At 35.6% G+C, this 14,461-nt stretch carries 15 protein-coding genes; 9 read left to right on the forward strand and 6 right to left on the reverse strand.

Annotation, left to right across the window (positions count from 1 at the left end; genetic code table 11):
• Window positions 1-4 precede the first annotated feature (4 nt).
• The 4 genes from DRF59_RS15095 to DRF59_RS15110 all read left to right on the forward strand — a co-directional run bounded on the left by DRF59_RS15095 (window position 5) and on the right by DRF59_RS15110 (window position 4,769).
• Entirely contained in the window at window positions 5-2,020 is a 2,016-nt protein-coding gene (locus tag DRF59_RS15095; RefSeq protein ID WP_115961885.1) for a DUF4140 domain-containing protein, read from the forward strand.
• Complete coding sequence (locus DRF59_RS15100; RefSeq protein ID WP_115961888.1) at window positions 2,020-3,261, forward strand: hypothetical protein; 1,242 nt, start codon at window positions 2,020-2,022, stop codon at window positions 3,259-3,261. Before DRF59_RS15095 ends, DRF59_RS15100 begins: the two co-directional genes overlap by 1 nt.
• Window positions 3,262-3,290: 29 nt before the next feature.
• Window positions 3,291-3,632, forward strand: coding sequence for a DUF6122 family protein (locus DRF59_RS15105; protein ID WP_185144924.1), 342 nt, complete (start codon window positions 3,291-3,293; stop codon window positions 3,630-3,632).
• A gap of 66 nt (window positions 3,633-3,698) precedes the next feature.
• Window positions 3,699-4,769 carry a calcium:proton antiporter gene (locus tag DRF59_RS15110; RefSeq protein WP_115961891.1) on the forward strand — a complete coding sequence of 357 codons (1,071 nt, stop codon included), beginning with the start codon at window positions 3,699-3,701 and terminating at the stop codon, window positions 4,767-4,769.
• An 83-nt stretch (window positions 4,770-4,852) separates the two neighbouring features.
• On the opposite strand, the gene DRF59_RS15115 is transcribed toward DRF59_RS15110, so the two are convergent.
• Both DRF59_RS15115 and DRF59_RS15120 read right to left on the reverse strand, forming a co-directional pair.
• Entirely contained in the window at window positions 4,853-5,266 is a 414-nt protein-coding gene (locus DRF59_RS15115; protein ID WP_115961894.1) for a fascin domain-containing protein, read from the reverse strand.
• 313 nt (window positions 5,267-5,579) lie between these two features.
• Window positions 5,580-5,960 carry a group III truncated hemoglobin gene (locus tag DRF59_RS15120; RefSeq protein WP_115961897.1) on the reverse strand — a complete coding sequence of 127 codons (381 nt, stop codon included), beginning with the start codon at window positions 5,958-5,960 and terminating at the stop codon, window positions 5,580-5,582.
• A gap of 112 nt (window positions 5,961-6,072) precedes the next feature.
• Here DRF59_RS15120 and DRF59_RS15125 point away from each other — a divergent pair, with 112 nt between their 5' ends.
• The 3 genes from DRF59_RS15125 to DRF59_RS15135 all read left to right on the forward strand — a co-directional run bounded on the left by DRF59_RS15125 (window position 6,073) and on the right by DRF59_RS15135 (window position 7,982).
• Window positions 6,073-7,083: an ion channel gene (locus tag DRF59_RS15125; protein ID WP_317126575.1), complete on the forward strand. Its 1,011-nt coding sequence runs from the start codon at window positions 6,073-6,075 to the stop codon at window positions 7,081-7,083.
• Between the two features lie 2 nt (window positions 7,084-7,085).
• Window positions 7,086-7,568 carry a YkgJ family cysteine cluster protein gene (locus DRF59_RS15130; protein ID WP_115961900.1) on the forward strand — a complete coding sequence of 161 codons (483 nt, stop codon included), beginning with the start codon at window positions 7,086-7,088 and terminating at the stop codon, window positions 7,566-7,568.
• A 114-nt stretch (window positions 7,569-7,682) separates the two neighbouring features.
• The gene (locus DRF59_RS15135) at window positions 7,683-7,982 is read left to right on the forward strand and encodes a hypothetical protein (protein WP_115961903.1); all 300 of its coding nucleotides are present in this window, start codon (window positions 7,683-7,685) and stop codon (window positions 7,980-7,982) included.
• A gap of 42 nt (window positions 7,983-8,024) precedes the next feature.
• On the opposite strand, the gene DRF59_RS15140 is transcribed toward DRF59_RS15135, so the two are convergent.
• From DRF59_RS15140 to DRF59_RS15155, 4 genes are all read right to left on the reverse strand, one after another.
• Window positions 8,025-8,375 carry an iron chaperone gene (locus DRF59_RS15140; RefSeq protein ID WP_115961905.1) on the reverse strand — a complete coding sequence of 117 codons (351 nt, stop codon included), beginning with the start codon at window positions 8,373-8,375 and terminating at the stop codon, window positions 8,025-8,027.
• A gap of 152 nt (window positions 8,376-8,527) precedes the next feature.
• Complete coding sequence (gene gdhA, locus DRF59_RS15145; RefSeq protein WP_115961908.1) at window positions 8,528-9,886, reverse strand: NADP-specific glutamate dehydrogenase; 1,359 nt, start codon at window positions 9,884-9,886, stop codon at window positions 8,528-8,530.
• Between the two features lie 190 nt (window positions 9,887-10,076).
• Window positions 10,077-11,186, reverse strand: a complete 1,110-nt coding sequence (gene dprA / locus DRF59_RS15150; protein ID WP_115961911.1) for a DNA-processing protein DprA — start codon at window positions 11,184-11,186, stop codon at window positions 10,077-10,079.
• Between the two features lie 33 nt (window positions 11,187-11,219).
• Window positions 11,220-11,987: a rhomboid family intramembrane serine protease gene (locus DRF59_RS15155; RefSeq protein ID WP_115961914.1), complete on the reverse strand. Its 768-nt coding sequence runs from the start codon at window positions 11,985-11,987 to the stop codon at window positions 11,220-11,222.
• Between the two features lie 238 nt (window positions 11,988-12,225).
• Here DRF59_RS15155 and DRF59_RS15160 point away from each other — a divergent pair, with 238 nt between their 5' ends.
• Window positions 12,226-13,152, forward strand: a complete 927-nt coding sequence (locus DRF59_RS15160) for a DUF3078 domain-containing protein (protein WP_115961917.1) — start codon at window positions 12,226-12,228, stop codon at window positions 13,150-13,152.
• A 235-nt stretch (window positions 13,153-13,387) separates the two neighbouring features.
• The gene (locus tag DRF59_RS15165; RefSeq protein WP_115961920.1) at window positions 13,388-14,311 is read left to right on the forward strand and encodes a DUF3078 domain-containing protein; all 924 of its coding nucleotides are present in this window, start codon (window positions 13,388-13,390) and stop codon (window positions 14,309-14,311) included.
• Window positions 14,312-14,461 lie beyond the last annotated feature (150 nt).

Below are 14,461 nucleotides of genomic sequence, written 5' to 3' on the forward strand. Positions count from 1 at the left end.
AGCCATGAAATATATATTTTTAAAAACACAAAAAATTGTTTTCTTACTTTTTAGCTTTATGCTTGTTTTTGCGCAAAAAAGTATGAAGCTTCCTGCTGATGCTATATTTTATATGGAAGTTAATGGGAAACAGCTTAATAATAAAATCAACTGGAATAAACTGAACCCTTTATTGCTTGAACTAAGCAGGAAAGATAAAGAAAAGCCAACCTGGACTGATTATTCCAAGACGGGAATTAAATATGATGCTGTTCAATATCATTACGCCAGTGTTAATGATTCGGTTAAAACCTATAACACTCATTTTATAATTGATAATAAGGAAAAGTTTCAGGAGTTTGTTAATTCGGTTAAGAAAAAAGGATTAGAGGTTTCAAAGAAAAGCAATTATTCCTATGTTGATATAGATGATGATATCTTTGTTGCCTGGAACGGAAACCGCGCTGTTCTTAGTATGGTAAGCTATACCAAGCCATATAAAGATATTTGGGAAGGATCTGCGGATGAAGATAGTGTAGTGGTATCCGAAGACAGTACAGCTGCTGTTGACAGTGCTTATGCTGAAGAGGCGGAGCCGGAAAAATCTTTTGATTATAGAGAAGAAATACAGAACTTAAAGGATGAGATTCAGTATCTGAAAGATAATATCAAAGAAAACAATCTGGAGATTGCCAGAATTCAAAAAGATATCAAATACCTTCAGAAACACCATCAGTATCCTCCTGAAAAAAATACAAATCCTTATGAAAATGAGGAAACGTCTCCTGCTGATGACTGGGAGGAAGGTGATGCCGATTCAGCCTACCGGAAAGAACAGGATTCTATCCGGAAAGAAAATTTTAAAATAGTTAAAGGTATTGCCGAGGGGGAATTTGACCGATATTTCAATTCAAATTTAGAATTGGAAGTGCCTGAAGAAATGCTTGCTTTCAGGGATACCGCTTCTGATGTTTTTGTGTACACAGATTATGGAAAAATGCTTACTGATGGAGTGTATGGAAAAATGCTGAAGCAAAATGAGTTTGGACAGATTTTTCAGAATATGTATGACTCGAATTCAGCATACAACTTATATTTTGATAAAGATAAAGTAAGGCTGGTCAATAATTACCAGCACAAGAACAAAGAAATGCAGCAGAATATCTCTTCAATCTACAAAGGGAAGAAAAACAAAAAGCTGCTGGCACTGATCAATGACAAAAGTGTAGGATATTATGCAATCAATGTAAATGGAGGAAAAGTTTTTGATGTAGTTTACAGTCTTCTTAAAAATACCGGAGAAAGCGAATATAAGAAGGAAATGGAACTGATTCTTGAGACTATGAAAATTGTTCTGGATGAAGAAGCAATTACTAAAATAGCCCCTGGAAATGGTATTTTTGTTCTGAATGAGCTTACCTCAAAAAAGGTAGAGTATACGGATTATGAATATGATGATGATTATAATGAAAAGGAAGTAAAGAAAACCAAAGATGTAGCTGTTCCTAATTTCACTTTTGCTTTTGCAACTGAAAATGAAGGATACTGGTCGCGCATTTTTAATTTGTTGATCACCAATAAGAAACTGGCGGAAAAATTTTCAAAAGCCGGGAATTTCTACACTTTTAAAGATCCTAAGAATGGCGGTTATCTTGATCAGATATTCTTTACTGTAAAAGATGGTGTTGTTTATTTTACAAGCTCTACAGATAATATTTTCTCAAACAGCCAGTCTGAAGTTTCAAAAAAGTGGGCAAAAGACTCAGCCAGATATCCTTTAACAGGAAGATTGGATCTACAGAAACTTTTAACGGGCTTAGATAAGGAATTTAAAAGCCCTTCGGAAAGAAAAACATTGAATATATTCAGGAAAAACATAGGAGAACTGTATTATAAAACTGAAGTTAAAGGAGAAAGCATCCAGACAGAGATGGATTATAATATTAAAAATTCTTCTGAAAACAGTCTGATGTATTTTTTTGATTTATTTAATGAAGTCTTTAAGGCTAAAGAATCAGAGAAAAAGCTGCAAATATTATAATGAACAAAAAGAAACTTATTGTACCGCTGGTTCTGCTATTGGTGACGGCTGTTTATTTTGTGTTTTTTGATAAGGATAAAAAACTGAAATATATTCCTGAAAATGCAGATGTGGTTGCTTTGATTGATGTAAAGAAGCTGACGGGGCAATATATTTCCAGCTTAATACTGCATCCTTCCCGATGGGGTGGTGGCGGACCTAAAGACAGAAAAAGGGAATCCTTTAAAAATTCGGGAGTTAAAATCCCGGATTTTTTGCAGGTGTTTCATATAAAAAATACAAATTTTTCCGAATGGTATAGCGTTCTTGAACTTAAAGACCGGGAAAAATTTATTGCATTCTTAAAAAAACAAAAATTTGTAAGTAAAGGAAAATATTTCTTTCAAAAAGGTCAGCTTTACATTGCTGTAAAGGATAACCATTGTATTGCCGGGACTTCAGATTACGTTTTTGGAGCTGCTGGTGATAGATTTATTCAATCTTCAGGTAAAAACAACTTTACAGCCGATCAGTTTATTCATAATACTTCGGGAAGTATTTCTTTTATTAGGGGCAATAAAATTCAAAATTTTTCAGTCGAGCTGAATGAAAATGATATCCAGATAAAAAATAATGAGGCCCCGGGCCCCGGCCGGTCAATAATTTCAAAACTGAAACAAAGGAACTGTCTTTTAGAACTGGAATTAGATGTTGAAAATATCAGGAGATGCAGTGTTTTTTTTAGCAAAAAGGCATTAGACTCAATATCGGAGATCAGCTCCCTGAGTATTGCTGCGGATATTGAACAGGTAAACGATACAATTATCAGTTACGGATATGATGATAATTTCAATGAAATTGAAAAGAAAACCTATCAGAAGATTATTCAGCCCAACTATATTATTGAGCTTCAAAGTCTGTCTCCTGATAAAACTTTGGAGTATTTTCAATTCAGGAAATGGGTCAATGGACAGAATCAGTTTACAGCAATTCCTTTCCTACCAAATACTATCATTAAAGATAATAAGGGAATTGTGATACACTCTACCAGAAAACCTGTATATCCACCTTCAAAACTTAATGAGAATTATATTTTTATCAGAAACAATCCATTGCTACTTTCTTCTTTGAAAACCCTGAGTGACACTGAAAAAAGAATTCTGTCTGAAGTTCATTATATTTTTTACGAAAGTAAAGATCAGCATTTTTGGATGACCATAAAAGCAAAGGATGAGAAAATACCTTTAATTTTGAGGTGGTAAAGTCAATTTTTTAACCATAATCTGTATCAATGATCTTGTCAGAAGAAATTAGCCTGTTAAAATCTTTTACACATTATTTCTTACACCTGGTCTTTCCGGTGTTTATTGCCCTGGTCTTTTTCCGTAAAAACTGGAAAAAAGCTTATCTTATTATGCTGGCAACAATGCTTGTGGATCTGGATCACCTTTTTGCCAACCCTGTTTTTGATCCTTCAAGAAATAGTATAGGATTTCATTTTCTGCATTCATATTATGCTATAGGAATTTACTTTCTGATGCTGTTTTTTAAAGGAAATATCAGAATTATTGCTGTTGGACTCTTGTTTCATATGTTCACAGATTTTCAGGATTTTAGCCTTTGGCAGCATTAAAATATGATTAATATTTCCTTTTAATATTTCAAAATTCATAGATTTTTTGTATTTTGTAATCACTTTATGAAACTTAAAGAACTTTTACATTATACCTATGTTTTTCCTGTTCTTGCGGTAGGGTATTACTTTTCCGGATTAATGGGTGGTGGGGTCTTTTATGATATTATTGCAGGAATTTTACTTATTGGAAGTGTATTATCTGCGGTACATCATGCTGAAGTAGTTGCACATAAAGTAGGAGAGCCCTTCGGAACGATTATCCTGGCTCTTTGTATTACAATTATTGAAGTAGCATTAATCATCTCACTGATGGTAGCCGGCGGAGATCAGGCGATCACGCTGGCCAGAGACACCGTTTTTGCCGCTGTAATGCTAATCCTTAACGGAATTTTAGGAATTTGTATCCTGGTGGGCGGCGTTAAATATCATGAACAGTTCTTTGCGAGAACTTCTGCTACAACTTATCTGGTAAGTATTGTTTCAATTTTAGTACTTACCCTTGTGCTTCCTAATTTCACATCAAGTGTCAATGGACCTTTTTATAATGAAGCTCAGCTCATATTTATTTCTATTGCCTGCCTCGCTATCTATGGGGTGTTTCTGATGGTACAGACCGTCCGGCACAGAAGCTATTTTATTGTGCCTGATGAGCATCCTGAAGAGCATTATATTCCGACACTGACCAAAACTCTGATAAGCTTTGCTTTTCTTGTTATCTGCCTTGGGATTGTTGTTTTAATGGCGAAAGGTCTGTCGGATACTATTGAAGGAATGGTACAAAGTTTGGGGGCTCCAAAATCTTTGGTAGGTGTCATTATTGCTGCAGTTGTCCTGCTGCCCGAAGGCGTAGCTGCTATACGTGCCGCAAGAGGAAATCAGATTCAGTCCAGCCTGAATTTGGCATTAGGCTCTGCTCTTGCGAGTATAGGGCTTACCATTCCGGCAGTTTCCGTGGTTTGCATTATGTATGATATACCATTGGTATTAGGACTGGACAAAAAAGACATTATTCTTCTCTCTCTGTCCGTATTTATTGTAATGCTGTCGCTTAGCCGGGGAAAAACGAACATTTTATACGGAACAGTGCTTTTAGTGAATCTGGCGGCTTATATATTTACGGTAATCGTTCCTTAAGATTACATCTCGATTTAGTAAAATAGCAAAAAGACCTACAATATTATCACTGTAAGCCTTTTTACTTAATGTCTATATCTCTGTTAATCTAGCATTTGCCATAGCTCTCCTTCACCCTGGTAACCATTTTGCAGCCACATTTTGTCAAAGGCATGGCTAAGGGTTTTACCTGCTTCTTTACCATAACAATTAAAGGAAACCTTATTAGGGCTGTGTACTTTCATTTCCCATTCTTCCCCTTCTCCCTGTATTCCTTTCTGAAGCCATAATTTATCAAAAGCATGACTTAAATATAAGCCATTTTCTTTACTGACACATTTCAGGGCAACTCTATTGTTTGACAATTCTTCAAGAATGAAGACTTCTCCTAATCCCTGAATACCATTCTGAAGGAAAACATCTGCATTTCCATGACTTAAGAATTTCCCTGTTTCTTTTCCTTGGGCCTGTAATAAAATTACTTTAGCTGTTTTTACATTTTCTTTAATAAGTTCCATGATTTCTAAGTTTTTCTAATTCCTACTCTGATTGCTTTTCGGATACCGCATTTAAATTTGATTAAAATGTCCCGGGTAATTTTAATAGGGTAAAGGTAGAGATTGGAAAAATATTTAGCATCAGTATAAATACCTAAAATTCAAACATTTAAGAAAAAGTATCAAAAGAGTGAAATATTATTTTTTAGATTACTGATGTTCAGTTCTATATTTCAACTGAAAGTAGTCTGAAGCTAATGAAATACAGCTTATGATTCACGTGAAAGTAAAAAAACAAAGAAATACCCTGATTATATCAAGATATAATAAAATCTTAAAGTCTTCTGGCCAGTTCCATCTTATATGCCATTAATTTAGCAATATTCTCAGATTTGTAAATAGCCATATCAGCATTTTCTCCTACAAAATTTTCTTCAATGGTTGTCCGCCAAAGTTGGAGCCATCTGTCAAAGTGCTTTTGCTCCATAGCCTGTATCTCATTGATTGGAAAGTGGACCCCCATAGGATTTCCCTTGTAGGTCATCTGCCCAAAAAGTATAGATTCCCAAAAAGAATACATTTTTGGGAGGTGCTTATCCCAGTCTACTTTGGCAATGTCATTGAAAAAGAACCCAATTGTTTCATCTTTAATGACTTTTGTATAAAATGAATTGACAAGGAGCTCAATGTCCTCTCTTGATTCCAGCTTTTTCATATTTCAAATGTACAGCAAAAACAGATTAAAAATCTCATCATATAATTGATAAAATTCATGAAAACAATATTTTATCTTTGCATGAAAAGTAAGGCAATATAAAAATTGAAGTATGGCGGTTTACCGTTGTTCTTCATCAAGAAATAATGTAAATATGACAAAAGGGTTCAGAAAAATAATCCGTCAGAAAAATGCTGAAAACACTGGTTTTGGGAATAATGCGTCCGGAAGGTTTATAAACAAGGATGGGCTTCCGAATGTTACCAGAACAGGCGTAAATGTATTCAACAGATTAAGCTGGTACCATACCATGCTCAACCTGTCGTCATTTCGTTTTATTTCCTACCTTGTTATAGCCTATGTTCTGATTAATCTCGTATTTGCTATGATCTATTATATGATCGGGGTAGAGCATCTCACGGGAATTGATAAAAGTGATCCGGTCAATGAATTTATTGATGTTTTTTTCTTCAGTTCACAGACATTCACAACAGTGGGTTACGGAAGAATTGCTCCTGTAGGATTTATGGCAAGTCTTGTAGCCACTTTTGAAGCCTTTTTAGGATTACTTACCTTTGCTATTGCAACCGGGCTTTTCTATGGAAGATTCTCAAGACCCAGAGCTTATTTAAGATTTTCTGATATCGCGCTGATCGCTCCTTTTCAGGAATCTGCTGCCTTGATGTTCAGGGTGGCTCCGTATAAAAATAATGCCCTGACGGATGCTGATGTCATTGTATCTGCAGCAATAGAGGTAATTGAAAACGGTGTTACTAAAAGCAATTTTTACAGGCTTGAAACCCAATTGAGTAAAATTAATACACTGGCACTAAACTGGACCATCGTTCATAAAATAGATGAGAGTTCACCTTTTTATGGATTTTCAGAAGATGATTTTAAAACTACAGATATCGAACTTATTGTGCAGATCCGGGCCTTTGATGAAGTATTTTCAAATACTGTGGTGCAGCGATCATCCTATGTAACAGGAGAGATTGTATACGGTGCACGGTTTGTTCCAATGTATTATCCGGATAAAGATAATTTGACAACAGTTCTTGATCTGGATAAAATTAACGAATATCAAAACGAAACCCTTCCGGTATCGGTTGGAAATAAATAATAATGGATTTAGATTTTTATAAGAAACAAGCGTTACAAAAGCAGAAAGAGCATAAAAAATTTCTGGATAGTCTGAAGAAGAAGCCTCCCAGAAATCTTGATTATATTGTGCAGGAGAACCATGATGAAGTTTTTAAAGAAATAGATTGCTTACAGTGTGCCAATTGCTGTAAAACAACCGGCCCTTTATATACAGAAAAAGATATTGAACGTATTGCGAAGCACCTCCGTATGAAGCCGGCTGATTTTGAGACAAAATTTTTAAGAGTTGACGAAGATCATGATAAAGTGCTCCAAGATCTTCCCTGTTTCTTTCTGAATGATGATAATACCTGTTCTATTTATGAAGTAAGACCAAAGGCCTGCCGTGAGTATCCGCATACCGACCGCAAAAAGATTTATCAGATTAATAATTTAATGTTGAAAAATACAGTCATATGCCCGGCTGCATTTGAATTTGTAGAAAAAATGATGAAGGCAAAGTAAAAAATATTGTGAAAACCTCTTAAATAATTATAAAGTACGTTAAATAACACGTTTCCAGATAATTTTATAAATAATGTGTCGTTTAGTTTAAACAATCATTTAAAATATTACATTATGAAAAAGTTATTTTTAACGGCTGCGCTTACATTAGTCGGAGTAATCGCAGTATCGGCTCAAACAGAAACACAGAAACCAGCCGAAAATTCTAACAGTAACCCAACGACAACTCAAACACAACAGCAGAGTCCTCAGACTACGACTACAGATGCGGGTACTCAAAAAAATACACCAGCAGCTTCTACGGATCCTTCAGCAACAACTACAGATGCAACAGTAAGCACAGGAAGCACAATGGAAGCTACTAAGCCTGCGGAAGCAACAAAAGAAGAAAAGAAGACTAAAAAGAAAAAGTAAAAATTTTAGCAAACACTAGTCGGAATCCTGAAATCCTGTATTTCAGGATTTTTTTTGTTCTATTTCTAATTTCCTGAATTTTACGATGTTGATGATTAGATCCAAAGGTAATTTTTTATGGATAGGAAATTGTACTGCTCCCTTTGAAAATTTATAATTCAGCTCTTTAAATTGTTTTTCAAAATTCCTGATTGCTTCAGCACCCGGATAAAAACCGATGTGCTTTTTATAGCCCGCAAAATAGATCAGGGGTTTGTTTTTATATTTGAATGCAGGCATCTGGTAGCCAATATATTCTTCGAGATCAGGGATTTGTTTGTGAATAGACTTTCTTAATTCATTAAGTTTTTCCTGCACTTCTTCAGGAAATAAAAGAATATATAATATATTCATCAATATTTTTGAAAGCACCTTTCATGATATAAAAATAAAAAAAGTGCCGCATATAGCAGCACTTTCTCCTTTCACTTTTTACTTTTTTCCCATTTTCCCGGGAACAGGCTATATCAAAAAAGGTCGGGAGTTTTCCCAACCTTTATATTTTATTATACCACTCCCTGAGCTAGCATTGCTTCAGCTACTTTTACGAAGCCCGCAATATTTGCCCCTTTTACGTAGTTTACATAACCATTTTCTTCTTTTCCGTAATCTCTGCAGGCTTTATGGATACCAATCATGATCTCTTTTAATCTTGCGTCCACCTCTTCAGAAGTCCAGTTTAAACGGATAGAGTTCTGAGTCATTTCTAATCCTGATGTAGCTACACCTCCGGCATTGGAAGCTTTACCAGGAGAGAACAATACTTTATTGTCAAGGAAATAATTGATGGCATCTAAGGTAGAAGGCATGTTTGCTGCTTCTGTTACACAAAGACATCCGCTTTCAACCAGTTTTTTGGCATCTTCAAGATCCAGCTCGTTTTGAGTAGCAGAAGGGAAAGCCACATCACATTTTACTTCCCAAGGACGTTTTCCGGCATGGAACTCTGCAGAAGGATACTTTTTAGCATAATCTTCAGCTCTGTTGTTTCCTGAAGATCTTAATTCCAATAAATAGTCAATCTTTTCTCCGCTGATACCGTCTTTATCATAAATATATCCGTCAGGACCAGAAATGGTTACCACCTTAGCTCCCAGCTCAGTTGCTTTTTTGATTACTCCCCAGGCTACGTTTCCGAAACCTGATACTGTTACTGTTTTGCCATTGAAGTCTTGCCCGATTGTTTTAAGCATCTGCTCAGCAAAGTACACTACACCATATCCTGTAGCTTCAGGTCGGATTAGAGAACCTCCGTAAGCAAGGCCTTTTCCTGTAAGAACTCCGGTAAATTCATTTCTGATTTTTTTATACTGTCCGAATAAATATCCGATCTCTCTTGCTCCTACACCGATATCGCCGGCTGGTACATCTGTTTCAGGGCCAATGTGCTTGCAAAGCTCAGTCATGAAAGCCTGGCAGAAACGCATTACTTCCATATCAGATTTCCCTTGTGGATCAAAATCTGAACCTCCTTTACCTCCTCCCATTGGAAGAGTTGTTAATGAGTTTTTAAATACCTGTTCAAAAGCTAAGAATTTAAGAACCGATAAGTTTACAGTAGGATGGAAACGGATTCCTCCTTTATATGGGCCAATAGCAGAATTCATTTGAATTCTGAAACCTCTGTTAACCTGAATTTCTCCTTTATCATCAACCCATGGAACTCTGAAAATGATAATTCTTTCAGCTTCAGCCATTCTTTCAAGCAGCTTCATTCCGTTATATTCTTTTTTAGTAGCAATGAATGGAATCACAGTTACGGCAACTTCTTTTACAGCCTGTAAGAATTCCGGTTCGTTAGGATTTTTTGCTTCAATTTTTGCAATAAACTCTTGGATTTTCTGGTCAATATTATATTGTTCCATATATTAAGGTTGAATATTATTGTCAACAAATTTAATTTTTTTTTCAAGATTCACAACACTCTATTTTAAGATTGTTAAAAATTAAATAATAATGTTTCGGAATATTATTAAATCAATAATTTATGATTAAATTTTATTAAAAATGAAATGTTATGTATGAAATAATGCAATATTAAGAAATCGTTAATTCTTAAATTGCTGTAAATTGTCTCCCGGAATATGATTTTACTTTCCCTAAAAGCTCCAATTCTAAGATTACAGGTAAAATTTTGTATGGAGAAATAGCAATCTCCTGGGCCATATCATCCAAAGATATCTGTGGGTTTGCTTTTATAAATTGATAGATTGTATTTTGATTATCAGTTAATTGTGTAACTGTTTCATGGTAAGGAAAAAGCTCTCCGCTTTTTTCCCGGGGATTATTCAGCCCAAGCAAACGTATAAGATCTTTAATTGTGGAAATAGCAGTTGCCTTATGATGGAAAATCAATTGGTTACATCCCTGGCTACAGGGGTCAGTAATTTTGCCGGGAAGAGCAAATACATCCCTGTTATAATCATTGGCGAAGGCAGCTGTACTTATCGATCCGCCGCCAAATCCACTCTCCACTACAACCGTTGAAGAAGATATACCTGCAACAATTCTGTTCCTCTGGATGAAATTTTCCCGGTCCGGCTTTCTTGACGAGCTAAATTCAGTGAGTAATGTGCCTCCTTCATGAACAATTTTTTCCGAGAGCTTTCTGTTTTTGGCAGGATACAGATACTCAAATCCGTGTGCAAGAACGGCTACGGTTGGTTTTCTATGAAGTATGGACTGTTCATGAACCTCTTTATCCACACCCAGGGCCAGACCACTTACGGTTAAATAAGAGGAAGATTCAGTAGCATCAAAAAAATTGTGGATAAACTCACGGCCGTAAGACGTCATATTACGGGTTCCCACAATACTTATTTTTCTCTGGGAGTCTTCAAAATTTCCTTTTTGATAAAGTACAGCGGGAGCATCAATGCACTCATTCAACAGGTTGAATGCCGTACTGAGATGCCTTAACCTGATCTGGATATTATTCTTTTCGCAAAATTTTATTTCTTTTTCTGCAAATTTGAGATGTTGTGCATTACCAATGTCAGAAACTGACCTGGATCCCATTCCTTCAATCTTTTTATATTCTTTTCCGGCGTTGTACCACGCCTCTTTTGCGCTTCCAAATGTTCTTATAAGTTTATAGAAGTTAATATCACCAATGTAGCTGCACTCCCGCAGAGCAATTGCATATAAATATTCTTCGGAGATCATATGTGTTTTTTTTCAAATGTAATGAAATAAGTTTTATTTCTTTCTTAACTCATCCAGGTGATCCCAGATATCATCCCTTTTTTTGTAAGGAAGCTCTAAAAAATCTTCAGGGTGATTTTCTTTATATTCCTGCCATAACTTATCATCCTTTTCACTGTAATAATTGGGAAATTCCCAGATGAACTTCTTCTTCTTTTCGCCTACGTTTTTAAAAACAAAAGCTATAATACTTCCTACAACAGCACCGGAAAGGTGAGCCTGCCAGGAGATTTTGCTTGGTTCCGGCATATTGTAGAACAATTCTTCCGGCAGCATTCCCCAAACCAGACTGCCATAATACAACACAACAAGTAATGATATCGTAAGCAGTTTCATATTCCATTTGAATACGCCGCTGAAGAATAGGAAAAAGGCAAGAACATAAACTACGCCACTGGCTCCTATGGTACAAGTATACATATATTCACCGGTGAGAATATCAATTGGAGGGAGAAGCCAAACCAAAAATCCTGTTGCCAGCCAGCCTATAATAAAAACCTTGCTGGCTACTAAAGGATAGAACTGATACAAGAGGAACATAAGAGCAGCTATAGGAATAGAGTTTCCTATAATATGATCTATATTTCCATGTAAAAGAGGAGAGGTGATAATTCCTAGAAGCCCTTCCGGAAGTAAAGGAATGATGGCTCCAAAGCAACTTTCAAAAAAGCCGTGCATCTGTAAAAAATATCCTAACCACATTGCTGAAAGCATCAGCAAGGGGTTTATAATTGCTTTTTTGGAAATTACATTTTTAAACATGAGGATTTTATGTCAAATCAAAAGCCAAGAATAAATTTCGGAAAATTTGTCGATCAAAGTATTGATACTGACCTGATTTTAAGACAAAAGGTATTAATTTTAATTTTTCAATTCATGATATGGCATTGAATTATTTGGATAGTTTCTAAAATTAGAGAGAAAACATATTCTTTTAGTGGTCGGTTTACCCTCAAAAAAAATTATATTAATACTTTTGTATTGAAAATTGTTTAGAATAATGAAGAAGTTTTTATTGATTCTTTCCTTTTTTACGGGGATTTATGTATGTGCACAAGAAGAGTTAAAAAAAGATTCCATTGTAACAGATACAGTAAGATACTGGTCTGTGTTAGGGAAAAACAGCTTAATGATTAATCAGGCCTCTTTTTCAAATTGGGTTGGCGGTGGTGCCAATAACGTAGGATGGCTTGCTGGTATTGATTATAACATTACGTATGAAAAAGACAAAGATCTGTGGGAAAACATCATTGTTTTAGGCTACGGACAGAATGATACCAAAGGATTGGGGGTAAGAAAAACACAGGATGTTATAAATGTCTCTACAAATTATGGCAGAAAATTTTCTAAAAGCTGGTATTTTTCTCTAGGAGCCGGACTTCAGTCTCAGTTTTCAGCAGGTTATGAAGATGGCAATAATCCTGAAGCCAAGAAAATATCTAATTTTATGGCTCCCGGTTATCTGAATATAGGTATGGGTATTACTTACAGGCCTAACGATGATTTAACGGTAACATTACGACCTACCAACGGAAGATGGACTTTTGTATCTGATAGGGAGCTTCAGATTGCCGGAAATTACGGTCTTAAAAGTGATGGAGATGCTTCATTGCTGCAGTTTGGTTTTTTGGGAACAGCGGTGTATAAACTAAAAGTAATGGAAGGGGTGAACTTAACGAATACGGCTTCAGTATTTTCAAATTATCTGGATCATCCTGAAAGGCTTGTATTGGCTTATGGAGCTGTTTTAAATCTTAAGGTTAATAAATATATCTCTTCAAATATAACTGTAGACCTGCTGTATGACCACAATCAAATTGCAAAAACACAGCTAAAGCAGACTCTTGGAATTGGTTTTGCCTATACGCTGGATAATGGAGTTAAGCGTTCCGACCGTAAAGACAGCCAATGGTGGATTAAGAAATAGATTGAAAATTATTTATGACAAAAAAGGTACTTCAACGTTGAAGTATCTTTTTTTATTATAGAAATGATCAGTTAAGCAAATTTCTGTTCAAATATTCCTTTTGCAAATTTGGTATTTTAAAAGTTTTCTTTTTAATAAGTTATGTCATTGGGTGTAAAGGTGAAAATTCAAGTTAAGGTGAATTTTCTCCGGGCGTAAATTATTATTTATACATTTGTAAGGAAAATAGTTAATTATGAAAAAACTTTTATTGATCGCTTCCTTCTCTTTAGGGGTTGCAGCAGCAGCGCAGGAAACAAAAACTGAAGCTCCTGTAGCTGATACCGCCAAAGCCTGGTCTATTCAGGGACAAAATACATTAATGCTTAATCAGGCAGCCTTTTCCAATTGGGTCGGCGGTGGAGCCAACAATGTAGGATGGCTTGCCGGAGTAAACTACAACATGACCTACGAAAAAGGTAAGGATCTCTGGGAAAATATCATTATTCTGGGGTATGGGCAGAATAATACACAGGGAACCGGAGTAAGAAAAACACAGGATGTTATTAATCTTTCTACAAATTATGGAAGGGAGTTTGCCAAAAACTGGTATTTCTCTGCGGGAGTAAGTCTACAGACTCAATTTGCTCCGGGATATGAAGATGGCAATAATCCTGATGCCAAAAAAATATCAAACTTTATGGCTCCCGGATATCTTAATGTGGGTGCCGGTGTTACTTACCGCCCCAATGATAATTTTACAATGACTTTACGTCCTGCTAATGCAAGATGGACCTTTGTTCTGGATAAAGACCTTCAGACAGCCGGAACTTATGGTCTTAAAAATGACGGAGACTCTTCTCTTTTCCAGTTTGGTTTCCTGGGAACAGCTATTTACAAGGTGAAGATTATGGAAAATATCAGCCTCATCAATACGGGATCAGTATTTTCAAATTATCTGGATCATCCCGAAAGGCTGGTACTGTCGTATAGCGGGGTGCTGAATATGAAGATCAATAAATATATATCTACCAATGTCACATTGGATTTGCTATATGACCATAACCAGATACAGAAAACTCAGTTAAAGCAGACATTGGGAGTAGGTTTTGCCTATAATATTGATAATGGAAAAAAACGATCTGATAACAAGGATAATCAAAGCTGGCTAAAAAAATAGGCCGATTGTTGCATAATAAATAAAAAGAGGCTGTCTCAAAAGGACAGCCTTTTTTATGGGCGTATTTTTTTGTAACTCATATTTTTCAATGAATTTTTTTTTTTTAGATTATATTTTTGAGTTATTATGGTAGAATAAAGCAAAGGAAGG

It is taken from the genome of Chryseobacterium flavum, from assembly GCF_003385595.1.
GTDB lineage: Bacteria > Bacteroidota > Bacteroidia > Flavobacteriales > Weeksellaceae > Chryseobacterium > Chryseobacterium flavum.